General features: G+C 70.4%; 28 protein-coding genes. 22 read left to right on the forward strand and 6 right to left on the reverse strand.

Going from position 1 to position 22,209, the window contains the following annotated elements; translation table 11 throughout:
* Positions 1-119 precede the first annotated feature (119 nt).
* The 13 genes from Ae150APs1_RS13150 to Ae150APs1_RS13205 all read left to right on the forward strand — a co-directional run bounded on the left by Ae150APs1_RS13150 (position 120) and on the right by Ae150APs1_RS13205 (position 10,994).
* Positions 120-512, forward strand: coding sequence for a hypothetical protein (locus Ae150APs1_RS13150; protein WP_139316895.1), 393 nt, complete (start codon positions 120-122; stop codon positions 510-512).
* 231 nt (positions 513-743) lie between these two features.
* A complete protein-coding gene (locus tag Ae150APs1_RS13155; RefSeq protein ID WP_075297793.1) occupies positions 744-1,175 on the forward strand; it encodes an SsgA family sporulation/cell division regulator in 432 nt (143 codons plus the stop codon).
* Positions 1,176-1,224: 49 nt separating this feature from the next.
* Positions 1,225-2,103 carry an ATP-binding protein gene (locus Ae150APs1_RS13160; RefSeq protein WP_075297795.1) on the forward strand — a complete coding sequence of 293 codons (879 nt, stop codon included), beginning with the start codon at positions 1,225-1,227 and terminating at the stop codon, positions 2,101-2,103.
* Between the two features lie 29 nt (positions 2,104-2,132).
* The gene (locus tag Ae150APs1_RS13165) at positions 2,133-2,732 is read left to right on the forward strand and encodes an HNH endonuclease family protein (RefSeq protein ID WP_175581336.1); all 600 of its coding nucleotides are present in this window, start codon (positions 2,133-2,135) and stop codon (positions 2,730-2,732) included.
* A gap of 51 nt (positions 2,733-2,783) precedes the next feature.
* The gene (locus Ae150APs1_RS13170; protein ID WP_139316896.1) at positions 2,784-3,029 is read left to right on the forward strand and encodes a hypothetical protein; all 246 of its coding nucleotides are present in this window, start codon (positions 2,784-2,786) and stop codon (positions 3,027-3,029) included.
* A 173-nt stretch (positions 3,030-3,202) separates the two neighbouring features.
* The gene (locus tag Ae150APs1_RS13175; protein WP_139316897.1) at positions 3,203-6,112 is read left to right on the forward strand and encodes a hypothetical protein; all 2,910 of its coding nucleotides are present in this window, start codon (positions 3,203-3,205) and stop codon (positions 6,110-6,112) included.
* 223 nt (positions 6,113-6,335) lie between these two features.
* Positions 6,336-7,346: a hypothetical protein gene (locus Ae150APs1_RS13180; RefSeq protein ID WP_075297803.1), complete on the forward strand. Its 1,011-nt coding sequence runs from the start codon at positions 6,336-6,338 to the stop codon at positions 7,344-7,346.
* Entirely contained in the window at positions 7,346-7,825 is a 480-nt protein-coding gene (locus tag Ae150APs1_RS13185; RefSeq protein WP_075297805.1) for a hypothetical protein, read from the forward strand. Before Ae150APs1_RS13180 ends, Ae150APs1_RS13185 begins: the two co-directional genes overlap by 1 nt.
* Positions 7,826-7,876: 51 nt before the next feature.
* Positions 7,877-8,620 carry a ParA family protein gene (locus tag Ae150APs1_RS13190; RefSeq protein WP_083680105.1) on the forward strand — a complete coding sequence of 248 codons (744 nt, stop codon included), beginning with the start codon at positions 7,877-7,879 and terminating at the stop codon, positions 8,618-8,620.
* On the forward strand, positions 8,620-9,075 hold the full coding sequence (locus tag Ae150APs1_RS13195) for a hypothetical protein (protein WP_075297809.1): 456 nt from the start codon (positions 8,620-8,622) through the stop codon (positions 9,073-9,075). Before Ae150APs1_RS13190 ends, Ae150APs1_RS13195 begins: the two co-directional genes overlap by 1 nt.
* Before the next feature lie 84 nt (positions 9,076-9,159).
* Complete coding sequence (locus Ae150APs1_RS13200; protein WP_075302065.1) at positions 9,160-9,501, forward strand: Lsr2 family protein; 342 nt, start codon at positions 9,160-9,162, stop codon at positions 9,499-9,501.
* Between the two features lie 152 nt (positions 9,502-9,653).
* Positions 9,654-10,016: a hypothetical protein gene (locus Ae150APs1_RS31185; protein ID WP_139316898.1), complete on the forward strand. Its 363-nt coding sequence runs from the start codon at positions 9,654-9,656 to the stop codon at positions 10,014-10,016.
* Positions 10,017-10,493: 477 nt separating this feature from the next.
* Complete coding sequence (locus Ae150APs1_RS13205) at positions 10,494-10,994, forward strand: hypothetical protein (RefSeq protein ID WP_075297811.1); 501 nt, start codon at positions 10,494-10,496, stop codon at positions 10,992-10,994.
* Positions 10,995-11,153: 159 nt separating this feature from the next.
* On the opposite strand, the gene Ae150APs1_RS13210 is transcribed toward Ae150APs1_RS13205, so the two are convergent.
* The gene (locus Ae150APs1_RS13210) at positions 11,154-11,711 is read right to left on the reverse strand and encodes a DUF3800 domain-containing protein (RefSeq protein WP_249266323.1); all 558 of its coding nucleotides are present in this window, start codon (positions 11,709-11,711) and stop codon (positions 11,154-11,156) included.
* 366 nt (positions 11,712-12,077) lie between these two features.
* On the opposite strand from Ae150APs1_RS13210, the gene Ae150APs1_RS13215 reads away from it, so the two are divergent.
* Positions 12,078-12,437: a hypothetical protein gene (locus Ae150APs1_RS13215; protein WP_075297813.1), complete on the forward strand. Its 360-nt coding sequence runs from the start codon at positions 12,078-12,080 to the stop codon at positions 12,435-12,437.
* On the opposite strand, the gene Ae150APs1_RS13220 is transcribed toward Ae150APs1_RS13215, so the two are convergent.
* The gene (locus Ae150APs1_RS13220; RefSeq protein WP_139316899.1) at positions 12,432-12,986 is read right to left on the reverse strand and encodes a hypothetical protein; all 555 of its coding nucleotides are present in this window, start codon (positions 12,984-12,986) and stop codon (positions 12,432-12,434) included. The two genes, Ae150APs1_RS13215 and Ae150APs1_RS13220, sit on opposite strands and share 6 nt — an antisense overlap.
* 530 nt (positions 12,987-13,516) lie before the next feature.
* Here Ae150APs1_RS13220 and Ae150APs1_RS13225 point away from each other — a divergent pair.
* Positions 13,517-14,299, forward strand: a complete 783-nt coding sequence (locus tag Ae150APs1_RS13225) for a hypothetical protein (RefSeq protein ID WP_139316900.1) — start codon at positions 13,517-13,519, stop codon at positions 14,297-14,299.
* 156 nt (positions 14,300-14,455) lie between these two features.
* Entirely contained in the window at positions 14,456-15,721 is a 1,266-nt protein-coding gene (locus Ae150APs1_RS13230) for an acetylxylan esterase (RefSeq protein WP_249266324.1), read from the forward strand.
* An 80-nt stretch (positions 15,722-15,801) separates the two neighbouring features.
* Here Ae150APs1_RS13230 and Ae150APs1_RS32780 read toward each other — a convergent pair whose 3' ends face one another.
* The 3 genes from Ae150APs1_RS32780 to Ae150APs1_RS13240 are packed head-to-tail and all read right to left on the reverse strand — an operon-like array spanning position 15,802 to position 16,997.
* The gene (locus tag Ae150APs1_RS32780) at positions 15,802-16,113 is read right to left on the reverse strand and encodes an integrase core domain-containing protein (RefSeq protein WP_212567129.1); all 312 of its coding nucleotides are present in this window, start codon (positions 16,111-16,113) and stop codon (positions 15,802-15,804) included.
* A 9-nt stretch (positions 16,114-16,122) separates the two neighbouring features.
* The gene (locus tag Ae150APs1_RS32785; protein ID WP_212567130.1) at positions 16,123-16,710 is read right to left on the reverse strand and encodes a DDE-type integrase/transposase/recombinase; all 588 of its coding nucleotides are present in this window, start codon (positions 16,708-16,710) and stop codon (positions 16,123-16,125) included.
* Entirely contained in the window at positions 16,707-16,997 is a 291-nt protein-coding gene (locus Ae150APs1_RS13240; RefSeq protein ID WP_075295029.1) for a transposase, read from the reverse strand. Before Ae150APs1_RS13240 ends, Ae150APs1_RS32785 begins: the two co-directional genes overlap by 4 nt.
* 90 nt (positions 16,998-17,087) lie before the next feature.
* On the opposite strand from Ae150APs1_RS13240, the gene Ae150APs1_RS13245 reads away from it, so the two are divergent.
* From Ae150APs1_RS13245 to Ae150APs1_RS13270, 6 genes are all read left to right on the forward strand, one after another.
* Positions 17,088-18,047 (forward strand): FAD-dependent oxidoreductase, encoded by a 960-nt coding sequence (locus Ae150APs1_RS13245; RefSeq protein ID WP_249266325.1) that lies wholly within the window; start codon positions 17,088-17,090, stop codon positions 18,045-18,047.
* A 116-nt stretch (positions 18,048-18,163) separates the two neighbouring features.
* Positions 18,164-18,481, forward strand: a complete 318-nt coding sequence (cutA, locus tag Ae150APs1_RS13250; protein ID WP_010232276.1) for a divalent-cation tolerance protein CutA — start codon at positions 18,164-18,166, stop codon at positions 18,479-18,481.
* 74 nt (positions 18,482-18,555) lie between these two features.
* Entirely contained in the window at positions 18,556-19,551 is a 996-nt protein-coding gene (locus Ae150APs1_RS13255; protein ID WP_075297821.1) for a helix-turn-helix domain-containing protein, read from the forward strand.
* A 62-nt stretch (positions 19,552-19,613) separates the two neighbouring features.
* Positions 19,614-20,081: a hypothetical protein gene (locus Ae150APs1_RS13260; RefSeq protein ID WP_075297823.1), complete on the forward strand. Its 468-nt coding sequence runs from the start codon at positions 19,614-19,616 to the stop codon at positions 20,079-20,081.
* Entirely contained in the window at positions 20,074-20,391 is a 318-nt protein-coding gene (locus Ae150APs1_RS13265) for a transcriptional regulator (RefSeq protein ID WP_010232282.1), read from the forward strand. The genes Ae150APs1_RS13260 and Ae150APs1_RS13265 overlap by 8 nt, the downstream gene beginning before the upstream one ends.
* A 129-nt stretch (positions 20,392-20,520) precedes the next feature.
* Positions 20,521-21,534: a helix-turn-helix transcriptional regulator gene (locus Ae150APs1_RS13270; RefSeq protein WP_075297825.1), complete on the forward strand. Its 1,014-nt coding sequence runs from the start codon at positions 20,521-20,523 to the stop codon at positions 21,532-21,534.
* A gap of 28 nt (positions 21,535-21,562) precedes the next feature.
* Here the strand turns inward: Ae150APs1_RS13270 and Ae150APs1_RS13275 are convergent, their stop codons facing one another.
* The gene (locus Ae150APs1_RS13275) at positions 21,563-22,129 is read right to left on the reverse strand and encodes a hypothetical protein (RefSeq protein WP_075297827.1); all 567 of its coding nucleotides are present in this window, start codon (positions 22,127-22,129) and stop codon (positions 21,563-21,565) included.
* Positions 22,130-22,209 lie beyond the last annotated feature (80 nt).

The raw sequence follows: 22,209 nt of genomic DNA on the forward strand, positions 1-22,209 counted from the left end.
CCCCCCCCCCGTCCCCCCGTCCCCTGTGGGTGGACGGGCCTGCGGAGATCGACTCCGGTGTCCCGGGACAGCTCGACAGGGGGGACACCCCGACGCCGTCCGCGTCCCGACCTCTGGCGATGGTGGCTCAGCCCGCCGAAGAATCGGCAGGTCAGGACTCTGGCGCCATTGTGGAGGGCGCCGACGAGGTTCACGTGAACCCGCTAAACAGTGATCAGCAGAACGCGTCGGAGAACGTCCCTGTCGCCACCGAGGAGACCTCGAACGACGGTTCGAACAACACACCGGGAGGATCGGCTGATCTGATCGTCGGCGCGGGGGCCGTTGCCGCATTCCTCGGGATCAAGGAGGACACGTTCAACAAGCGCCGAAAGCGGATGCGAGCCGAAGGGCGAGCCATTCCGGGTGAGACGACCGAGGGTCGCGCGAAGGCGTGGCCGCGAATCCAGCTCCGGGAGTGGGGCAGCCTCTACCGGGAGGCTGATGCGAAAGAGGAGGGAGAGGCCGCATGACGGTTATTCAGAGACTGCTCCGAGGTGTTCGAGCGCCCACCCGCTGGCGCCTGGGGGTCGTCACCATCAACGGGGCCTGGAGCGGCTTTCTCCGTTGGCGCTACACCTCCCACACCTGGCACTGCGGCCGTTGGTCACGGAACAGCCGCACCGGGGTCGACCGGATTCACCTCTTCGGTCGGGCCTACTGGCGCGGAAACCTCTTCGGCGACTCGACGAAAGGCAACGGAAATGGCTGACACAGACCTCGCCCGGCGCTGCACCGAGACCCTGCTGCTGCGGATCGTCCGGCCACTGTCGATGCGCGTCTGGACGGTCGCCCGCTTCGAGCCCCACACCGACCCGTGGTCGGTGAAGCTGCACGCCGCCGGCGGCCTGTCAACCGGACCGACCACCCCGCTGGCGCCGGGCTGCTACTGGACGATCTCGCGCGACCTGCTCGCCGCGGGCCTCATCGAGCGGGTCGGCTGCCGCGAGCACATACAGATCGAGCCAGCCGGCGCCGGTGAGTCGGTCCGGATCACGCACGGCTCAACGGTCGCCTACACCCGGGCGGCGCCCCTCACGGCGTTCCTCGGACGCGCCTACTCACTGGTGGGCGCGGGCGCTGAGAGCGCCTGGGTCGACGCCGACCGTCAGGCCGCCGCCCTGCCGGCCGCCTGACCTCTCCCCCGCGGGCCGCTGTGCCCCACCACGACGAACGGAGAACGCGATGACGACCCACCACCTGTACGAGCCCGGCCGGCTCAGGATCACCCCGGCCGTAGCGGACAACATCGACGAGCACGTGATCCCGCTCGGCTACACCGAGGCCGGCCTCGCGACCGCCGACCTCAACCACGACCCGCACGTCCTGGTCGCCGGCCCTCCCGGCAGCGGCAAGACGGCCACCGCCCGAGGGCTGGCGGCCTATCTGCTCGCCGCAGGCTGGGGAGCCATCATCACCGGACACGCCGTCTGTCAGACCTACGGCACGCTCGCCGGTTGGTCCAACACCCACGTGCGCGAGCCCGAGGCCGCCGACGCGGAAGATCTGGCCACGCTGGTGCGGGCCGAGGCGATGCGGCGGTTCGAAATCATGCGGGCCGCGCAGATCGAGCACCGAGCCGAGATCGAAGACGGCCCGCGTCGGTTCTTCCGTCCCCTCGTCATCGTCGAGGACGGCGCCGGGCCGGTGGCGAGCGAGAAGCTGGCCCACTACGCCGCCGCCGCGATCCACGTCGTCCGCGTCACGCCGTCGGTGCACGCCCTGGCCGACGACCAGCACCACAACTTCACGACACGGCTGCTGTCCGCTCGGCCCGGCCACATCATCGACACCGGCTGCTGGACCGAGCTGGTGCCTGCCCGCGAGGGCCCCCCGCCTGCGCCCGGACCGCACCTGACCATGGCTGGAGAGGCGGCCGCGCCGCGCCCGATCGAGCCGATCGTCTGCGACCACCACGACCTGGAGGCCTGCGCCCACGCCGGAGCCCGGAAAGCCGCGCTCGACGACGGGTACCGACACATGCGGCTGGCCGAGGCGCTCGGCACCCGCCCCGGCGCCATCTCGCCCACCCCGGACTGGCTGCTGCTGGGAGGCGATCTCTAATGATCACGCTTCGGACATGGATGGCGGGGATGGCCGCCGTCGCCGCCATCGGCGCCGGGATGGCCGCCGGAACGACCGCGCAGCTCCCGGACCCGGCTGGAGCGCTGGAAACGCCGGCGCAGGCGACGCAGCTGCCGCCCCTGCGAGTCGCCGAGGACGGCCCCGAGACTGGGTACGAACGAGCGGAATTCGGCGACGGCTGGGCCTCCGCGGTCGGCCCCGGCTGCGACACCCGCGACGCAGTGCTCGCCCGCGACCTGACCGACACCACCGTCGAGGACGGCTACGACGTCACCGCCGGCACGCTGCACGACCCCTACAGCGGACAGACCAGCACCGGCCCGAGCCGCAGGATCGACGTCGACCACGTGGTGCCGTTGGCGCTGGCGTGGCGCACCGGCGCGGCCGACTGGTCCAGCCACCGCCGGGAAGCCTTCGCCAACGACCCGGCGAACCTGCGCGCCGTCGCGGCCGGCCCGAACCGGGCCAAGGGCGACAAGGGCCCCGAGGAGTGGATGCCCGAGGCCGGTCGCTGCTCCTACGCCCGATCCTTCGCGGAGGTCGCGGCACAGTGGGAGCTGACGGTCAGCCCGGCCCGCGTTCATGCGATCGAGTCAGCCTGTGCCTGACATGCGGCGTGTCGCTGGTTTCAGAATCAGGAATCCGGCAGGGTGTCCAGCATGGCCCGAACATCACGGCGTGCCCGGCCCGGTCGCCCCGACAACGGCGATCGGGTCCAGAAGACGATGCGGTTCCCGGACGGCTTCTACCAGCAGTACGAGGCCGCGGCGAAGGAAGCCGGACTCGACTTCAACGCCTACGTCAACTGGGTGCTGGCCCGCCAGCACCGGCTTTGCCCGCCCGACTGGGCAACCCCGCCCACCGTCGAGCGCGGCGACCAGCTCCAGTTGGAGGGGGCGGCGTGATGGCCTCCTAACAGCAGAAAGCCCGCCCCCGAAGGGGCGGGCTCTGACAGCGGTGCAGCGAGTGAGTCTTGGTTTGGCGGCCTTAGTCCACTCGTCACACCCGAGGTCCCCCAGCTTGTAGAGACAATGTCTCCGCGGGCCGAGGCTTTCGACTGCAAGGGCGAGGTTACCCGTTGAGCGCTCCCGCGCACACTCCTCCGGACGGCTACGGCGACCGCGTGTCGCTGGAGCGGTTCCTGAACGCCTTGACCGAGGCCGGAATCTGGCACCGCGTCCGGGGCGATCACGTCGACTTCCGATGCCCACTGCCCGACCATCCCGATACCGACGCCTCCGGCTCGGCGGACTGGAAGCCGGCGGACAGCCGACGGCCGGGTCGGATGCTGCTGAAGTGCCACCGGTGCGGGCAGGAGCGGACCGACGAGATCCTCAACGAGCTGGGCCTGCGCGGGACCGACCTCTTCGACGATCGGCCCGCCCACTCCTCTTCCCCGCGGGCACGTACCGCGGAGCCGCCGCGCCGCCGTGCCGCGTCGATCCCGGTCGACAAAAGCGCCGCCCCGCCCCGGATCCCGACGACGAGCACGGTCCGGCTGTTCACCGAGGCAGACGGCACCGAGCGCTACCGGCTGACCCGATTTGACCCGACCGGGCCGCGGGCGGCGGAGGGGCGCAAGGAGTTCAAGTGGGAGCACCACGGACCGGGTGAGACTGCCTGGTGGCTGGGGAAAGAGTGCAAGGGCTACTGCCGCCGTTGCAAGGCGTCGTTCAACCCGGCTGAGATGACGTCCTGCCCCGACTGCGGGGTCCGCCGGGTCTGCCCGTCCTGCGAGCATGGCGACAAGCCGACCGTGCAGCTCTACCGCCTGCCCGCCGTCCTGGCCGCGGTCGCCGCCGGTCAGAGGATCTGGCTGTGCGAGGGCGGCAAGAACGCCGACGACCTCGCCGAGCACCTGCCCGCAGCAGAGGTCGCAACCACCGCCCCTGACGGCTCCAAGGGCGCGTGGAGCCCGGAGCACACAGCGGCCCTCACCGGCGCCACCGTGACCATCGTCGCCGACCGCGACAAGCCGGGCTACGACTACGCGGCCCGCGTCGCTGCCACCCTGAGCACCACTGGTTGCACTGTGCGCGTGGTCCGGACCCCGATCGACCAGCCCGGTGCCGACGTCTCCGACCACTTGGCCGCCGGACTACCGCTGGACGACCTCGAGCCCGGCTCGCCCGCAACGTGGGCCGACGACGGTGGTCTGACTGCGCACGCCTCTGCCCCCGCACCGGCCGACCAGAGCGGTGCCAGCGTGACCAGCCTCGCCGAGCGGGCACGCCGCCACAACGACGACGGCGACCAGGGCGGTCGCGGCAAGAAGAAGAGCAAAGGCGACGACGGCGGGGGCGGCAACCGCGGGGGACGCCTGCTCGCGATGGCCATGGAGGAGTACGAGCCCGTCTGGGCCACCACCGGGGAGCACTACCTGATCCCGCGCACCGGTCCCCGCGTCGCGCGCCGCCTCACCGAGGGCCGCCGCTCGTTCATCGCCGAGCTGTGCACCAACTTCCACGACCGCACCGGCGAGATCGCCGAGAGCAGCCACCGCAGCAACGTGCTGCTGATGCTGCGTGGCTACGCCGAACGCACAGAGCCGATCGAGCTGGGGAACCGCGTCGCGCGCCACGGGGAGTCGACCCTGCTGGACCTGGGCGACGAGTCGGGGCGCGTCGTCGAGGTGAGCCCCGCCGGATGGACTGTCCTGCCGGAGAGCCCGGTGCTGTTCGGCAGGACAGCGCGCACCGGGATTCTGCCGGTCCCCGAGCGCGGCGGCGCCCTCTCCGAGCTGTGGGAGCTGGTGAACGTCCGCAAGGCCGACCGCGCGCTGGCCGAGGCCGAACTAGTCGGCCGCTACTTCCCGAACATGTCGCACCCGCTGCTGGCCCTGTCCGGGGAGGCGGGAACAGGCAAGACGTCGGCTGCCGAGACGCTGACAATGCTCGTCGACCCCTCCCCCGCCCCTGTGATCAGCCTGCCCACCGACCAGAAGGACTGGGCGGTGCAGATCGGGCAAGCACATTCCCTGGTCCTCGACAACGTGGCGAACCTCCAGCAGTGGCAGTCCGACGCCCTGTGCATGAGCGTCACCGGCGGCACCACCCAGTTCCGCGCGCTGTTCACCGACGGCGGCCTGGTCAGCTTCGGCGGCCAGCAGTGCATCACTCTGACCGCCATCGACATCGGCTCGCAGAAGGCCGACCTGAGCACCCGGATGCTGCCGGTCGAGCTGGAGCGGTTCTCCCGCGGACAGCGGCTGTCCGAGCAGGCGCTGAAGGCGCGGAGGGACGAGCTGCGGCCCCGTGTACTGGGCGCTCTCCTCGATCGCGTGGCCGCGGTGATGGCGACGCTGCCGCAGGTCGACGAACTGGATCTCGACCTTCCCCGCCTCTCCGACTTCGCCCGAGTGTGCAAGGCCCTTGATCTCGTCGACGGTGATGGGACCGACCGATACAACGACTACCTGCGTCTGCTGGGTCAGCAGGCGGAAGCGATCGCCGACGAGGACGAGGTCTCCGCGGCCCTGATCGCCTGGATGCGGAGCCGGGAGCGCAACGGAGAGGGCACCTGGGAGGGCACCTCGACAGAGCTGCACGGCAAGCTCAACCGCGCGACCCTGCACCGGTCCCGGTTCTGGCCGGAGACCCCGGTCAGCTTCGGCAAGCGCCTCTCGACCGTCGTCGCCCCGCTCCGCGAGGCCGGAATCGACGTCAGCAAGCTCTCGCGCAGCAGCAAGAAGCGCACCTGGCGGATCACCGTGACCGACACCCCGGGCGCCGTCGACCCGACCGTCGAGGCGGACCTGACCCCTTCCCCGCGGGAAGAGGACAGCGAGCCGCTGCTGAACCTGCCGGCCCCGGCCGACGCACCCCCCCGCACCGGCCGCCGCGTGCACGACCTGCACCGAGCACGGCCCGTTCTGCGGGCCTGGCGGCATCGGCAACGATGCCGAACCGTGCGTCCTGTGCGGCGCACCGACGGTAGTCCGCTCGTCGTGCGGCGCACCCCGCCACGGCGACTGCAGGGGTGGGGGTAACGCGCCCGACCCGGCCCCCGCCCCGGAGCCAGACCCGGACGCACAGGTCGAGCCGCCCACGCCGATCGCCCTGCCGGAACCCGCCCGCGACGCGGACCGGCCGGCACGGGCCATCCGGGAACGGGGTGGTGACGACGACTTCGCAGACGTCTCCCACGAGGACGAACTACGGCACTTCGCCTCCGCACTGCGGAACCGCGGCGTCGAGCCGGACCCCGAGGACGTGCAGCGCGGGCTTCAGCGCTTCCACGAGGCCACTGACGGCCTGCGAATGGTGTCCTACCCGGGGGAGGTTGGCGTCGCGCTCTACGCCCGCCTCGTCGGCAAGCATGCCGCGATGAAGGTCCCCGTCCAGTGCGAGACACCCAAGGTCGACGAGATCAGCAGCAAGCTGCGGCTGTTCCGCGATCACCTGGTCGGTGGCGCCGGCCTCACGGACGGAGTCGACTACCGAGTCACCGGCTGTGACGTCAACGCCCAGTTCCTAGCCGCCTCCGGATCCGTGGAACTCGGCGACGGTGACCCGACGACCATTGAGACTCCGCGCAGCATCGATGGCCTGATGAAGCTGCCCGGCTACTTTGAGCTGGCCCGCGCCACCGACACCGGCCACAGTGCCTTCGGCAGGCTGAAGAAGGGCGAGTGGATCACGACCCAGTCCGCGAAGTATCTCGCCGGTAACCGCGACCTCGACCTGCCCGTCAGCAACGCTGTCGTCTGGGAGAGCAACAGCCGAGGTCGCCGGTTGAGCGCCTGGTCCCGGCAGATGCGCACAGCCAGGGAACGACTGGCCCCGGCCGCCGTCTCCGACCCCGGCAGCGCCTACGCGCTCATGGTGGTCAAAGCGATCTACACCGCGTTCCTGGGCGGCATGCTGCGCAGCGAGAAGCGGAACAAGACAGGGACCATGCGACCGGACTGGTCGGACCAGGTCGTCACCCTGGCAAACGCGAACATGTGGCGTGCCCTCGACAAAGTCACTGACGAGCGGTGTCAGCTGCTCGGAGTCCGGCGCGATTCCGCATGGTTCCTCGCGCCCGCCGAGCACGAGCTCATCGAGCCAGCGGGGTTGGTGGTCTCCGACCAGCCCGGCAAGTGGCGCGTCGAGCCGGGCCGGTCAGGTCCGCTGACCGCCGAGATGCTGGAGGCCTACCGGAAGGGGTCGGCCGAGCGGTTCCTACACGGCCTGATCCGGTCGGCCCAAACCGAATCCACTGACGACGGGAGCCACTGATGCCGAACGCGAAGTCGGTGCTGCGGTCGCTGGGCCGCGCGATGAACCCTCGCGAGGCGATCGAATCCCTCGTTGCCGAGCACGGGCGAGGCACCACCCGATGGCTGGCAGAGGAACTCGGCGTCAGCATGCGCACAGTCCAGCGGTGGCGGAAGGGAACCCAGGCCCCGCGGGACAGCCAGCGCGTCACTGGACTCGCCGACGCGCAGCAGGTCCGGGTGAACGCCCTCCGTAGCGCGCGCACGGTGTCGGTCGGAGCGGTGTCGGTGATCTCGCGGAGCAGCGGTGCCCCCGACGGCGGCCGGAACGTCGGGACCGTCGGGGCGGACTTCAACATCGCCGCCGACCTGTTGGAGCAGGGCGCCTCGGAGGATGAGGTGCAGGCCGCCATCAGCGACGCAGTGATGGACGGCTACGGCGGCAACGGCTTCGGCGAAGTGCTGGAGATCGACGACTACGGGTCGTTCGATATCACGTGATTGCGCCATACACACTTCACGCGAACACGTCAAGACGCTATCGTTTCCCGCATGCCCGCTGACCAGAAACGACGGCAACCGAAGGTGCTCGCCATCAGCTCCCCGAAGGGGGGCGTCGGCAAGACGCAGACCGCGGTGACGCTGGCGCACCTCGCCTCGCTGGAGGGTTACCGGGTGTTCCTCGCCGACGCCGACGCCAACCGATCAGCAGCCGACTGGGCCACCCGCTCCGGGGAGCGCGTGAAGTTCGACGTCGAAGACCTGCGCGAGGTTGGCCCGCGCGTTCTGGGGCGCCTACGGGAGCTGCGCGACTACGACCTGGTGGTTGTCGACCTGCCGGGCGCCGAAGAATCCGAGGCGTGGAGGGTCTTGCTCAACGGGTCGGACGGCAAGCCGGTGTTCGACGCCATCGTGGTCCCCTCCGGGGTTCGGGCCATGGACCTGCGGCCGGTCGCGCGAGCACTCGCGGGACCGGTCAGCAAATCGGGTGTGCCCTATCTACTGGTCGGAACACTGGTGAAGACGCCCAGCGTTCCGCAGGCCAACACCGATCTTGCAGATCTGGCCGCCTCCGGCATCAGCGTCGCCCGAACGATCATCCGCGACCTGTCGGTGCACGCCGATGCGGTCAGGGAGAACAAGCCGATCACGGACATGCCCGGTGGTTCCCATTCGACTGCCCGCGCAGCGGAGCGAGAGTACCGCTCCCTCGCGCGCGAGGTGTTTGGCGGCCTCCTCGGATTGCAGTGGTCGCAGCCCGATTCCATGACCGAGCCGACGAAGGGGAACCACTGATGGCCCGAAAGAAGTCGATCCTTGACTCGCTGACGGAAGAGGATCAGGGGGAGTCGCCGGAGACCAAAGCTGAGCCGCCGGCCGTGGAGCCGAAGGCGGAGGAGGGGCCTGAGCAGCGGCCGAAGGGGCGCAGCACAACTCGGCGGACACCGGCTGCGCGGAAGGCAACCCGCCGGCCCGGACCGACTAGGTCGGCCGAAAAGACGGAGCCCCAGGCCGAGGAGAAGCCTGCTCAGGCGGAGGGTCCGAAGGTACTCAAGCCGCCGTCGACGGCCGAGGCCGCACGGATCAGCCTCTACCTGCACAAGGACGACAAGCGTCTGCTTCGCGCGAGAACGGTTGACGACGACCTCGACGACAACAGCCGATTTCGAGCCTTCATGGCCCTATACCGCTATGACCAGCGACTGGCCAAGCGGGTCGACGACCTGGCCCTGAAGTATCGGAACGCCTGAGGAACCGCTCAGAATTGTCCTCCGACGCGGATGTGCGGTTAAGCTGAAACGCAGCAGCGGAATCGCAGGGTGAAGGAGGCAATGGTGGCGCAGGTGAAGACGGTCCAGCTCATCGACGATCTGACCGGGGCTCCGGCGGACGAGACCGTGGAGTTCGGTCTCGACGGCCGAAGCTACGAGATTGAGCTGGCCGCGGGGAACGCGTCCAAGCTGCGGGACGCCCTGGCCGAGTACGTGGCCGCGGCCCGCCGGCAGGCTGGAGCCGCGACGCGGCGGCGCGGTCGAGGCGGTCAGCAGCCCACTGTCGACCGGGAACAGAACCAAGCAATCCGCGGGTGGGCACGCGCCCGCGGCATGAAGATTTCCGACCGTGGCCGGATTCCTGCCGAGGTCCTCAGTGCCTACCACGAACGCAGCGCAGAGTGATCACCTCCTGAACGGCATAGAGCCCGACCCCCGTGGGGCCGGGCTCTCTTGCTGTCCAGTGCAGGGGCTCGTGATCACGTCTTGACGTGAAAACGTCAAATGGCTAACGTTGTGGACGTAATGAGCCCAGGCCGAAGGGAGGAACCCTCGCCATGACCTCAGTGCGCGCGCCGGTCGTCGCGTCTCGAACAGCAACGTGCCCCGCGGTCGATGCGATCGCCGCACGAATCCGAGAGGAGCTGACCGGCGCACCGCGACCGCTTGACGAGGGGCGCGACCCCAGCTACCTCGGCGGCCTGTGGGAAGCCCTGCGGGTCGCGGCCGGTGCCCGCTACACCGTGACCAACTCATCCAGGAAAGGCGCTGCCGCCGCCGGATGGGACGTGATCGATCAGTGGACCGGTGAGGTCGTCGACTGGAAGGCCGGTCGTCGCGCCGCCGATGCCCTGGCGACCGAGCAGGGGGTGCTCAACGCTGCCGAGTGCGCGGCCCGAGTGCTGACAGGAATCGAGTAGGCACGCCACCCGCCCGTCGTGGCGCTGCTTGCGCTACGGAACAGGGGGCAACGATGGCGACACCGACCAGGCCGGAGCGACCGGAGCAGGCCAGGCGCCGTTCTGGCCCGGCAGGAGCGCACCGCGACCGCAGGGTGCGTCGGTCGCGGACGCGGAGCGCGGCTCGCTCCGCGGCTCTGCGGGACCAGAGGACCTGAGTGGGCTGCGGCGCTGTCCGTGCTGACGACGGAGCGCCTCTCAGTGTCCGCGAGGCAGCGCATCACGTCTTGACGCTAAAACGTTAATGTTATGGACGTCAGTAGGAAGCGGGCAGACCAACAGCCGCCCGCGTTTCGACGACCTCTCCCCCGCGGGAAGAACTCGCCGTCCCGGCCGTGATGCGACCCGGCCGGGACGGTGGGCCAGCCCATGACGAGCCGAAGGACGAGCCTGTGCCGCACATCGCCGAGCACGACAGCACCGCCGGACCGAGAGCGGATGCTGGAATGGCACGCGATCGGCGAGGTTGGCGGCACAGTTCTCGCGCCGCAGCAGCGCGCGATCCTGCATAAGGTCGGGGCCGGCCGGTCGATCGCCGGACACGAAGCCGGGAGGTTGATGTTCGTGAGTGGTGAGGGCCCGCACGCGCTGGACCTGACGGCGGCGCAGGTGGCAACCATTCAGGTCGCGTCGGATGAGGCCCGAGCCGGATGGGCGGAGATCATCGCTCGGGACCCGTCGGTGAAGGCTGCGATGGACGGGCTGCACGCCGATGAGAAGACTGCCTGCATCCACCGTGTGCGGGACGCTTACCTCGCGGCGGGGGTCTCCGAGGAGCGCGCCACCCAGGCATCCGAGTCGTGGATGATCGCGAAGCGTGGCGTCGTCGGAGACTTGGAGCTCGCAGATGAGTGGCTTGAAGAGTCCCGACTGAGCCCACGATCGGGACCTGGCGGTCTAGGCCGACGCCGCGAGGACAGCAAGCGGCATGGCGATTGAGCCGCTTTGCGACGCTGCTGTGGTCGTTTCGGTCGTGGCGATTCGAGAACGGCTGCTAGACTGCACGTAGCGTGGCACCGTGGGTGCTGCGCGAGTCGCAAGGCCGTGTGACCTGGGGCAGACCGGGAGCACGGCCTTACGCATATCTGGACCCTCTGCTCAGCAGGGCACCTCGAACACCTGCACAAGAGGCTCCAAGATCCTCCTATAAACCGCTTCGCCCTCGCGGTCGGCGCGCACTGCACCAGCGACGATGTCGGCCACCCAGAACAACGGCTCGGTCGCCCCCCGCTGGTGATCCACGCGTAGGACGGTCCCCTTCGGCAGGTCGTACCGAGTCGACGCGACCAGCTCCACGTCGGCTCGGTCGAGCTTGGCCTGCCGGGCCTCCATCAGGATCTGGGTGACGTCCCGGCTGTGAAGTTCGTAGACCAGCCTCCGCAGGCTGGCCCTACGTGCTCGCTCCTGCCGCCTCTGAGGCACCGGGGTGCCGACGGTGACCAGATACATCCCCGGCAGGCCCGCAACGGCCTGAGCGGCCCCCGTCTGCTGGCGCGAGTCCATCTCGTTCCAATGCAGCTTGTCCACGCGCCGCCGACCCCGGAGCCGGAGCATCGTCTGACGAGCCTCCTCGGCCTCCGCGGAGAACACCGCTGCGGCCAAGACGTAGAAGCCATCGGTCGGGTGCTCGTGGAACGACTCGTCCACGTACGCCACCGACCCGACCATGAGTGCCACCCTACGAACGGGGCCTGTCCCTCTCGCGAGTCACTCCCGAGCGCCGCTAGTTGTGCTGCGCAGCCGCTTGCTCGGAGGGTGTCGATCGTGGCACCATCGAAATTGAGCCAGTGCATTGCGGTGCATTTGGAAGTGAGCCCGAGAAGTTCCCGTCGGACGGTGGGGTCTCGGGCTCGCGCTATGTCTAGACCTAGTGTGGTCGCGACGCTGTAACGTCAAAACGTGAAGACGTGTTCCTGTTGTGATGATCTAATGGGCGCTCCACCCGTCGCGGTTCGCATCTGAGGGCAAGGGAGCGCCATGCCTAGACAACCGTCTCTGCAGCAGGTCGTAGCTGCGACCAGCGTGGCCGCGCTGGTGGGACTGACCGCCAGTGCCTGTGGCAGCGAGGAGACAGACCTGGTCGGACTTTGGAGTGGCACCTGCTCGGACTCCGCAACGCAGACCTTCACGGGCCGGCCGTTCTCGATCGAGTTCAACGATGACGAGTCGTATGTGCAGCAAGCGACCGGAGCGAGCACGGCGACTCACGGACGGGTCACCGTGGCCGAAGGCGAGCAGATCATCCTCATCGCCCAGGACGGACAGGTGATGACGGGCGGGTACATCCTCGCCGGGACAGAGCTCCAGCTAGACGGCCTCGTGGACCCGAACAGTCGCAACGCCACACCGCACTGGTGCACCCTGACGCGGATCCACTCATGAAGGTGCGGATGGCTGATCGAGGAGCCGACGATCAGCTCGACGCATGCGAGGAGCCGTGAGAAAAGCGTCGGGAACACCCAGCTCGTTGCGTACAAGCTCGGCAAACCCGTCGCGCGTCTCACGGGCCTCGGCGTACATCTGGCCCCAACCGTTCGCCCCTCGCGGCATCGTGCGGTGCAGGTAAATGTTGTCCGCGGCGCGAACGAGGTTCTCGACTACCTGCACGACCGGCGAGGCTGCTGCCCGGATGGGTTCGATCGAGGTGAGCGCCACGGAGGCGCGGGACCGTTGAAGCACAGACCACTGCTCGTAGTAGCGGCCATAGACGGCCTGCACCCGCTCGTCCGTCATCCGCACTTCCACCGCGTACTTCAAAGAGTCGGCCTCCGCGATGAACAGGTCGGTCGCCGCCAGAAACTCAGTGGCCGCCGTGCGTTGCAGGTCCAGGAGGCGCCGCCGCTCCTGCCACCGCAGAAGCGTTCGCTGGCCCAACCAGGTGACGATCGCCCCCGTGAGCGTGCCGATGAGGCCGAACACTGCAGTCCACATGCCGCGATCTTCGCAACTGGACCGGCCGAAGGCGACGGGCGCGACTCCTACGTGCCGCGCGACGCGTCCACTGCTCGGGCCGGGCTGCCGTCCACCGGAGTTCGAGGTCGGGCCCGAGTGCGACAACGCGGTGCTGGAACTGCTTCGGCGTGATGACTCCACTGATCCGCTCAGCGCTGAGCAGCCAGTAGTCGGCTTCCCGGGGGCGCCCGCTGGCGACGAGGTTGGCGACGCGCTCGGGCAGGGTCTGGAATGCCTGGTGGACGTAGGGCAGCCAGGTCCCGACAGGGAACTGCCGATTGAACTCCGCCTGGGCAACCTGGGCGCGCAGCTCCCAGCCAGCGACGGTGTGTCCGGTGGTGTTCTGCGGCATCGACATGTCCAGAGCTATAGCCGGTTAATGACGCAACGACAAGACGTTAAGGCGTGAAGCGGGGAAGTTGTGCGCCACAGGTTCACGTCTTGACGTGAACACGTGAACCAGTCAAAGTTGTGGACGTTCCGCAGTTGCCACCGGAAGGGACAGTCCGATGACCGCCGTACCTTCGCCCGCGTTCCGCGCCAACCTCGCCGACCTGCGCAACGCACTCGACCGCATCGCCCCGGCTGCACCGGCACGCCCACCGCATCCGATTCTCGGTGCAGTAGTGGTCGATGTCGGCGATGACGGCGCAGTGCGCCTGAGCGCATTCGACCTCCTAGAGACGGTCTCGGCTGGGCCTCTGCCGGGCGGCGACGGGCAGGACGTCGAGTTGCTCTTCCCCCGCGGGCCGTTCGTGGCGCTCGCGAAGCAGATTCCGGCTGGCGAGATCACGGTCGAGGTGGACGGGACGGGGAGCACAGTCCGGGTCGGCGGGGGCGGGACAGTCGCCACCGCCCGGCTATTGGAGGACGTGCAGTTCCCGCGGTTTCGGGCCCTGTTGCCCGCTGGTAGCCCGCACATTGTGACCGTGGACGGTCAGCGGCTGAGCAAGGTGGTGACCAAGGCTGCCGGTCTGGGTGATCGCACTGGAGTGGTGTCGGTGACCGGTGACGGTGCTGCGGTCCGGGTAGCCCCGTACAGCGGAGACCGGCCCGACGGCGGCGTCCGTGGTGCTGCGGTTCCGGCGGGTGGTGACACCGACGGCCTGCTGTTCTGTGTGAACGGTGGGTACCTTGCCGAGGCGTTGAAGACCTTCGGCGGGGACGTCGCAATCGGCGTCCAGCAGCTTGCTCGATCGACGCGTCCGATCTTGCTCGCGGGGTCCGCGGAGGGGCTTTCTAGCGGGGCCGAGTATCGGCATCTGCTGATGCCGTGCCGCATGGCGCAGTAGTCGGTGGCCCGGGGGTCGTGGTCGAGGCGGTCCCCGGGCCCCGGGCTCGCCGCCGGACGCGGTGCTCGGTGGCACTAGCAGCATCAGAAGAGATGCGGAATGATGCTGCACGCACGGACGGCGCCCGGTTGCAGCTGGGGCACAACATGCGGAGGGGTGGTGGGCCTGGTGTCCGGCTACCGGCTGGCCGACAGGCTGATGAGGGGTTCGTCGGCTGCGATTGCAGCGGTTTCCCTGCTCGCGCTCCCAGCGGCTCGCGAGGACGTCCCTACCTCACCCGCACTTGTACCCGCCGGGTCCGCCGAGACGGCGGTCGCAAGGCCCGTTGAGCCGGTCGCAAGGGCCGAGGAGGACATCCCTGACCCGCTAGTGCTGGACAGTGGCGAACAGGTCGAGAGTGTGCAGGTCTGGGAGAAGCAGCGGCGCCCCGAACTGCTCGCTGCGTTCCGTGAGCAGGTCTATGGGCAAACGCTTCCAGCGCCCACCGACATGTCATTCGACGAGGAGAGTGGGTCCGGCGGCCCCAGGAAGGTCACCATCAACGTGACCGGCCCGGAAGGATCGGCAAGCTTCACCCTGCGAGTGTTTGTGCCTAGCAGTAGCGGCAAGCCGGAAGGCACGTTCCTGCTGATCGACCACCGCGGCTCAGTGGGAGACGATCCCGACTCGTCTGGCTACGCGCCAGTGTCGAAGATCCTCGACGCGGGATACGCGGTCGCCGCGCTCAACGCCGAAGAGGTCGCCCCCGATGACAGCAGCAGCTATCGCGACGGCGTGATCAACGCCTTTTACCCGTCCGGCAGGGACTTGCCCGACGACGCCGGCCGAACCATCAGCGCATGGGCTTGGGGAGCGAGCCGGGCCATGGACTACCTCGAAACGGATAGCGCTATTGACCCGTCGAAGGTGGCAGTGATCGGCCACTCGCGCGGGGCCAAAGCAGCGCTCTGGGCCGGCGCACAAGACACCCGCTTCCCCGTGGTGGTGTCCAACAACTCCGGCTCCACCGGAGCGAAGCTCGCGCGGCGGGACGACGCGGGGGAGTCCATCGCGGCGATCAACAGCCAGTTTCCGCACTGGTTCCCCGAGACGTACAAGGCCTACAATGATCAGCCAACTTCTTTGCCAGTCGACCAGCACGAGCTACTCGCCCTGATCGCCCCGGGCAGGGTCGTAGTCGGCAGCGCCAGCGAAGACGGGAACGCCGACCCGGAAGGGGAATACCTGTCGTTCATGGCGGCGGCGCCCGTGTACGACCTCTACGGCCTGGGTGACACAGGCCTCGCGAACGGGACCTGGCCACCAAAGGCCGGACAGACCTTCCGAAGCTCGGGCATGAGCTATCACCTGAGGTCTGGCGGACACGGCCTGGAGGACGAGGACTGGGCCATCTACCTGGAGGGGAAGATGTTCGAGCGCTGAGGGGGTCGTCCTACTGCCCCGATCGGGATAAAGTGATCATTTGGGTGGTCTGTGGTTCCCCCAAGATCGTGGAGGGTTCCCTATGCCGCGTCTCGGGTGAGAGCGGCGTTCTCGTAGTTGATCGGTGAGAGCCCGCCCGCGGCGCTGTGTCGCCGGCGGTGGTTGTAGAAGCCGTAGCACCAGTCGATGACCACCGCCCGCGCCCTGCTGGTGGTGTCGAAGTCGTTGCGGGACAATACTTCCCACTCCAGGCTGGAGAAGAACGCCTCCGCCGCGGCGTTGTCGAAACACGACCCGACCCGACCCATCGACTGGCGGATCTCCAGCCGCCGACACAGCGCGGTGAACGCCCCGGCGGTGTAGGTCGACCCGCGGTCGGTGTGAAAGATCACTCCTCGGATCTAGCCCGCCCCACCGCGGGCCGCGGTGGCCATCCGGATGGCCTCACACGCCAGCTCGGCGTTCGGGTGCAGTCCGGTGGCCGCGCCGAGCAACCGCCGCGAGTACAGGTCGATCACCGTGGCCAGATACAGCTTCCCGGCCGCGGTGGGGATCTCGGTCATGTCCCCGACCCAGCGGCGGTTCGGCTCGGCCGCGGTGAAGTCGCGTCTGAGCAGGTCGGGGAACTTCGGCGCTGCGCGGTCCTGACGGGCCAGCCCGTTGCGTCTCTTGATCCGGCGCGCGACCAGGCCCTGGCGACGCATCGAGTCCGCCACAGTCTTCTCCGAGACCTGCCAGCCGGCCTCACGCAGGTCCGCGTGCAACCTCGGCGAGCCGTGCAACCGCTGGGCAGCGTCGAACGCCACGCCCACCGCGGCGTCGAGCCGGGTCCGCCGCTGCTCGGTCGCGGTCGTGCCACCGTCGGGGCTGCCGGCGCGCTGCAGCCACTTGTACAGCCACGAGATCGACACCCCGAGCAGGGCACAGGCCAGCGTGTGCGGCACCCGGTGGAAGGTCCTCTGGTCGGCGATGAAACGGGCCACGCTCACCTCGTCGCCTCCTTGACCCACAGGACCACGGATCGCTTGAGGACATCACGCTCCATCCGCAGCTCGGCGTTCTCCGCACGCAACCGCTTGAGCTCCTCGACGTCCCCGCGGGACAGGCCCTCGGTCTCCTCACGGGCCTCACGGGCGCGGGCCACCCAGTTGCCCAGCGTGCCCTCGTTGACCCCCAGGTCTCTGGCGACCTGGGCGATCGGCTTGCCCGTCTCCTCGACGATCCGGACCGCCCCGTCACGGAACTCCCGGTCGTATCGCTTCCGTACCTCTGGCATCGCTACCCCTTATAGCTGATGCCTCCCCGATCATGGGGGAACCGCACGCCCCCGCGCGGCACGGCGGGGGTCGGTGGCAGGGTCGGGGGTGTGGGGGACTGTCGGCGGGCCGTGGTGGTGGGTGCCGGGATCGCGGGGCTGAGCTGCGCGATCCGGCTGCGTGAGCGGGGCTGGTCGGTACGGGTGCTGGCCGACGTCCCGGTGGAGGGGTCCACCTCGCACCTCGCGGCGGCGGTCTGGTTCCCGACTCGCGCCGGGCCCCGCGACAAGGTGCTCGACTGGGGCCGGCGGACGTTCGACGCGCTCGCCGCACAGGCCCGTGCCGGCGTGCCGGGCGTCGTCATGCGGGAGTCGCTGACGCTGTACCGCGCGGAGCCGGAGCCGCAGTGGTGGGCCGCGGCCGTCGACGGGGTCCGCCCCGCGCGGCCCGACGAGCTCCCGCCCGGCTATCGGCACGGGCTGCGGTTCGCGGTGCCGCTGGTGGAGATGCCGGTGCACCTGCCGTGGCTGGCCGGCGAGGCGCAGCGTCGCGGGATCGTCCTCGAACGCCGTCGCGTCGCGTCGCTCGCGGAGGCGGGCGGCGGGGCGGACCTCGTCGTGAACTGTTCCGGGCTGGGGGCGCGCACGCTGGTCGGCGACACCTCGGTGACCCCGGTGCGCGGGCAGATCGTGCGGGTCGCCAATCCCGGTCTCGCCCTCTCGGTGCGCGACGAGCAGCATCCCGGCGGCCGGGCGTACGTCCACCCGCGCGAGCACGACTGCATCCTCGGCGGCACCCTCGACGAGAGTGTCTGGGACGCCACCCCGGACCCCGCGGTCGGCGCGGCGATCGTCGGACGCTGCGCGGACATCGCCCCGGCGCTGCGCGGCGCCGAGGTCCTCGAGCACGTCGCCGGCCTGCGTCCGGCCCGCCCGGAGGTGCGGCTGGAGGCCGAGGACGCGACCGGGGACACCCCGCGGGTGATCCACGACTACGGCCACGGGGGCTCCGGGATCACGCTGTCCTGGGGCTGCGCCGACGACGTCGCCGCCCTCGCCGAGCCGGCCTGAGCCGTCCGGCGCCCGGGTGTCGTGACCCTCCGTCCACAGGCGATCCACATGTGGATGGTTCCGTCCACGATCGGCCGTCACCCCCGCACACAGTGTGTGGGACGACAATCCCGGGCATGAGCGAACATGTCGTCGTCCTCACCACGACCGACAGCGAGGCCGCCGCGCGAGAGCTGGCCGCCGGTGCCGTGGAAGCACGGCTCGGGGCCTGTGCCCAGGTTCTCGGGCCGGTGACCAGCGTCTTCCGCTGGGACGGTGCGGTGCAGACGGAGGCGGAGTGGCGGGTCGAGATCAAGACAGCCGGGGACCGCGTCGACGCGCTGACCGCGCACCTGGTGGAGCGTCACACCTACGACGAGCCGGAGATCATCGCGATGCCGGTCACCGGGGGCAGCACCGGGTACCTGTCCTGGGTGGTGGGAGAGACCCGCTGAACCGCTCGCATGGATCGCGCCGACGCGGGTACGTTCGCGCCACGTACGACCGGTCGACGTGCCTGGAGGCGAACGTGACCGAGCACCTGCCCCGGAGCGCCGTCGCCCGGATCAGCTTCCGGTCCGGCACGGCCGCCGAGGTCGAGCGGTTCGCCGCCGAGCACTACGCGGCGACCTCGGTCCGGGACATCCCGGGCGGACGCGGGTTCGAGCTCGGGCACGAGACCCTCGCCGCTCCCGGGTTCTCGCTCAGCGAGATGTGGCTCTCCCTCGGGCTCGACGCACTGGTGGACCCGGTCGACGAGCACTACGTCGTCGACCACGTGCGTGCCGGCCGGATGCTGTGGGAGACCGAGGCGTTCGGCACGCTGCGGCTGGGCCCCGGGGACATCGCGGTGATGCCGCCGTCGGGCCGGTTCCACGACCGCGTCGAGGAGGCGGACCTCGACGTCGCGGCGCTCGATGCCCGGATCGTCGCCGAACTCGCCGAGCAGGTCCACGGTGTCCCCGCCGAACGGTTCCGGCTGACCGGTCTGCTGCCCGTCTCCCCCGGCCACGCCCGCGACTGGGACCGGACCGTGGTGCACGTCCGTGACCGGCTGCTCGGCAACCCGATGCTGGTCGAGAGCCCGATCCTGCTCGACGCCGCGCTCCGGATGCTGGTCGGCGCGTTCCTGGTGACGTTCCCGAGCACGGTGCTCACCGACGCCGCCCGCCGCAACCGGACCTCGGTCGCCGCACCCCCGGCCCGCGTCACCCGGGAGACCGTCGAGTACCTGCGCACCCACGCCGGTTCCCCCGTCGGTCCGCTCGATCTCGTCCGCATGACCGGCGTTCCGGCGCGCGACGCGGCGGCCGGACTGCGCCGGGCGGGCGCCGATCCGGCCGCGGTGCTCTGGCGGAGCCGGCTCGACGGCGCCCGCCGTGACCTCGTCGCCGGTGACCCCGTCCTGATCCCGGACCTCGTCGACCGGGTCGCGGCGCGCTGGGGCTTCGCCCGCCCGGACCGCTTCCGGATCACCTACACCCGCGAGTACGGGGAGACCCCCGAACGGACGGCGCGGCGCTGACACTACTTGCTCAGCAGGAAAGTAGGATGGACGGCGCACCTGCCGAGCAAGGAGGGTCCCCCATGACCACCCCCACCCCCGACGACGCCGCGGTCGCAGTCGCCGAGGTCGACGCCGCCCGGGGCGCGGTCGGCGCCGCCACGCACCGGGGCCTGCCGGTCGTCCTCGCCGCGACGTCCGTGCTGACCTTCCTCGACTTCGCCGTGAAGGACGAGATCGCCGGCCCCCGCCGGCGCGCCGCCGCGACCGTGCTGATCCAGACCGCGATCGCCGGGATCGGCCTGCTCGACGCCCGGGCCGGCCAGGTGAACCCGTACGCCGTCGCGACCGGGCCGGAGCCCGCACGGGGCGCGCGGCTCGCCGCGGTCGGCCTGGGCTGGTACGCCGCCGAGCGGCTGGCCGTGCACCTGCTCCGGCGCAGCAGCCTGACCAGGCCGAACACGGTCGCGGGCCTGCTGCTCGCCGTCACCAGGCCCGCCGGGACGCTGGTCACACTGCGCATGCTGCCGCGGGCGGACGGCCGTGCCTGAGCCCGCCGCCGACTCCCGCCTGGTCCCGCTGCTGCTCGACCCGACCCGCCTGCGGATCGCCGCCACCCTCGTCGCGGCGGGCGAGGTCGAGTTCGGCTTCGTCCGCGACCGTGTCGGCCTGTCCGACTCGGCGCTGTCGAAACAGGTGAAGGCCCTCACCGGAGCCGGCATCGTCACCTCCCGCCGTGAGCCGTCAGGCGCCGCGCGGCGCACCTGGCTCCGGCTCACGACGGAGGGCCGCGAGCAGGTCGGGACGCACATCCTCGCGCTGCGGGAGATCTCCTCCGGGGGCGACCCCGGACCCGCCTGACCCGTCGGCGTACCCCCGCCCCCCTGGCCGGAACGCCTGCTCACGCTCCGGCAGTGGACAGCGACCGACTTCCTGGCCACTATGCGATATGCAGTCGCCAGAAGGCGTCGGTGACAGGGGGTGAGGTCGATGACGGGGGAGGCGCCCCTGGACCGGTTCGACGTGCGGTCGCGCGATCCCGAGTTCGCCCACGAGGTGATCCGCGAGGCGTACTTCGACCACGAGGTCCGGTTCCTCGGGTCCACCGAGGACTTCGAGTTCGCCCACACCGGCGTGGTGGCGCCGCAGTTCATGACGGTCCGCTTCGAGTACGCCATGGCTGCCCGGCTCCGGTCGGGGGCGTCCCCGCAGGACCTGGTGATCGACACCGTGGCGACCGGGCGGCTGGCACTGAGCGACGGGCCGGACGTGCTGCGGGTCTCCCCGGGCGAGCCCGTACTGATGCCCACCGACGGGGCGGGCTGGGACTTCGAGATGGCCGCCGTCCAGGTGGACGCGGTCGTGCTGGACCGCACCACCGTGGAACGTGCCGCCGAGTCGCTGTTCGAGGTCGACGGGCCCGGGCCGGTGTTCCCGTCGCGGACCGCGGCCTCACCGGAGTCGGCCCGGTACTGGAACGGCGTCGTCGCCCACGTCCGGGACGCGATCCTTGCCGACGACGAGGTGGCGTCGAGCCCGCTGGTCCTGGCCGAGGCCGCCCGGTCGCTGGCGACGGCCGCGCTGGTGGCCTTCCCGAACTCGGCCCGCACGCGGTTCGACGACCGTGCCCGCGACGGCTGGTCGGGCCCGGCGGTCCTGCGGCGGGCGCTGGACTACGTCGACGAGCACGCGGGCGAGGACATCGGTGTCGCCGACATCGCCCGCGCGGCCCGGATCGGGGTGCGCGGACTGCAGCACCTGTTCCGCAGGCACCGTGGCCGCACGCCGCTGGAGGAGCTCCGCCGGGTGCGGCTCGCCCGCGCACACGCCGACCTCCTGGCGGCCGATCCCACCTACGGGGACACGGTCGGCGCGATCGCCGCACGCTGGGGCTTCGGGCACGCGGGCAGGTTCTCCGTGGAGTACCGGAAGGTCCTCGGTCGCGCGCCCTCCGAGACCCTGCGCGACCGGCCGCGTACGGCGCAGCGGGACCGGCCGGGCTGACGGTCCGGACGCCCCGTCGCCGTCCGGATCACGGGTCGCGTTGCGCCTGCTCGATCTCGCGCTGGTCGCGGTCGGCGGCGCCGCGGGCACGGTCTGCCGCACCGGTCACCCGGTCCCGGCCGGCGGCTTCGCGGTCCGCGGCGGCTCTGCGCCGGTCCTCGGCGGCGGCGGCGCGGTCGGCCACCAGCAGCCGTAGCTCGTGGAGGAGCTCCGTCCGCCGGATGTAGTGTTCCTCCACCTGGCGGATCAGGTGGGCGAACTCCGGCCTCGCGGCGTCGAGCATGCTCCGGTCGACCTCGCGGTCGACCTCGGCCTGCTCCCGTCCACCCGAGGCCGGGCCGTCGGCGTCCGGGGCGCCGACGACGTGACCCTCGTGGTCGGCCGGGAGCGCGCCGGCGAGGAGTGCGGCCTGCCGGGCCGCTGCCGCCCGGTCCCGGTCCGCCGCGTGGTCGTCGCGCTCCTTCGCGGCACGTGCCAGACGCTCGGCGCCGCGGTCGCGCGCGTCCGCGTCGTGGTCGGCCTGTGCCGCCCGGCGGTTACGCGCCTCCTCACGAGGATCGTCGTGGTCGGTCTCGGACCGTCTGACCTCGTCCATCGCTGTCGCACCTCGATACGCGGTTCCGGTGCCTGCCAGCGTGGCCCGGTCGTCCCTCCGGGGCAATGCTCCCGGGGCCG

Origin of the sequence: Pseudonocardia sp. Ae150A_Ps1, assembly GCF_001932315.1 — a bacterium.
Classification (GTDB): Bacteria; Actinomycetota; Actinomycetes; order Mycobacteriales; family Pseudonocardiaceae; genus Pseudonocardia.

Excerpts from the sequence above, each read along its gene's own strand:
- Ae150APs1_RS13150 (WP_139316895.1), top strand. The coding sequence starts at position 120 with ATGGTGGCTCAGCCCGCCGAAGAATCGGCAGGTCAGGACTCTGGCGCC.
- Ae150APs1_RS13155 (WP_075297793.1), top strand. The coding sequence starts at position 744 with ATGGCTGACACAGACCTCGCCCGGCGCTGCACCGAGACCCTGCTGCTG.
- Ae150APs1_RS13160 (WP_075297795.1), top strand. The coding sequence starts at position 1,225 with ATGACGACCCACCACCTGTACGAGCCCGGCCGGCTCAGGATCACCCCG.
- Ae150APs1_RS13165 (WP_175581336.1), top strand. The coding sequence starts at position 2,133 with ATGGCCGCCGTCGCCGCCATCGGCGCCGGGATGGCCGCCGGAACGACC.
- Ae150APs1_RS13170 (WP_139316896.1), top strand. The coding sequence starts at position 2,784 with ATGGCCCGAACATCACGGCGTGCCCGGCCCGGTCGCCCCGACAACGGC.
- Ae150APs1_RS13185 (WP_075297805.1), top strand. The coding sequence starts at position 7,346 with ATGCCGAACGCGAAGTCGGTGCTGCGGTCGCTGGGCCGCGCGATGAAC.
- Ae150APs1_RS13190 (WP_083680105.1), top strand. The coding sequence starts at position 7,877 with ATGCCCGCTGACCAGAAACGACGGCAACCGAAGGTGCTCGCCATCAGC.
- Ae150APs1_RS13195 (WP_075297809.1), top strand. The coding sequence starts at position 8,620 with ATGGCCCGAAAGAAGTCGATCCTTGACTCGCTGACGGAAGAGGATCAG.
- Ae150APs1_RS31185 (WP_139316898.1), top strand. The coding sequence starts at position 9,654 with ATGACCTCAGTGCGCGCGCCGGTCGTCGCGTCTCGAACAGCAACGTGC.
- Ae150APs1_RS13205 (WP_075297811.1), top strand. The coding sequence starts at position 10,494 with ATGCTGGAATGGCACGCGATCGGCGAGGTTGGCGGCACAGTTCTCGCG.
- Ae150APs1_RS13220 (WP_139316899.1), bottom strand. The coding sequence starts at position 12,986 with ATGTGGACTGCAGTGTTCGGCCTCATCGGCACGCTCACGGGGGCGATC.
- Ae150APs1_RS13225 (WP_139316900.1), top strand. The coding sequence starts at position 13,517 with ATGACCGCCGTACCTTCGCCCGCGTTCCGCGCCAACCTCGCCGACCTG.
- Ae150APs1_RS13240 (WP_075295029.1), bottom strand. The coding sequence starts at position 16,997 with ATGCCAGAGGTACGGAAGCGATACGACCGGGAGTTCCGTGACGGGGCG.
- cutA (WP_010232276.1), top strand. The coding sequence starts at position 18,164 with ATGAGCGAACATGTCGTCGTCCTCACCACGACCGACAGCGAGGCCGCC.
- Ae150APs1_RS13260 (WP_075297823.1), top strand. The coding sequence starts at position 19,614 with ATGACCACCCCCACCCCCGACGACGCCGCGGTCGCAGTCGCCGAGGTC.
- Ae150APs1_RS13270 (WP_075297825.1), top strand. The coding sequence starts at position 20,521 with ATGACGGGGGAGGCGCCCCTGGACCGGTTCGACGTGCGGTCGCGCGAT.
- Ae150APs1_RS13275 (WP_075297827.1), bottom strand. The coding sequence starts at position 22,129 with ATGGACGAGGTCAGACGGTCCGAGACCGACCACGACGATCCTCGTGAG.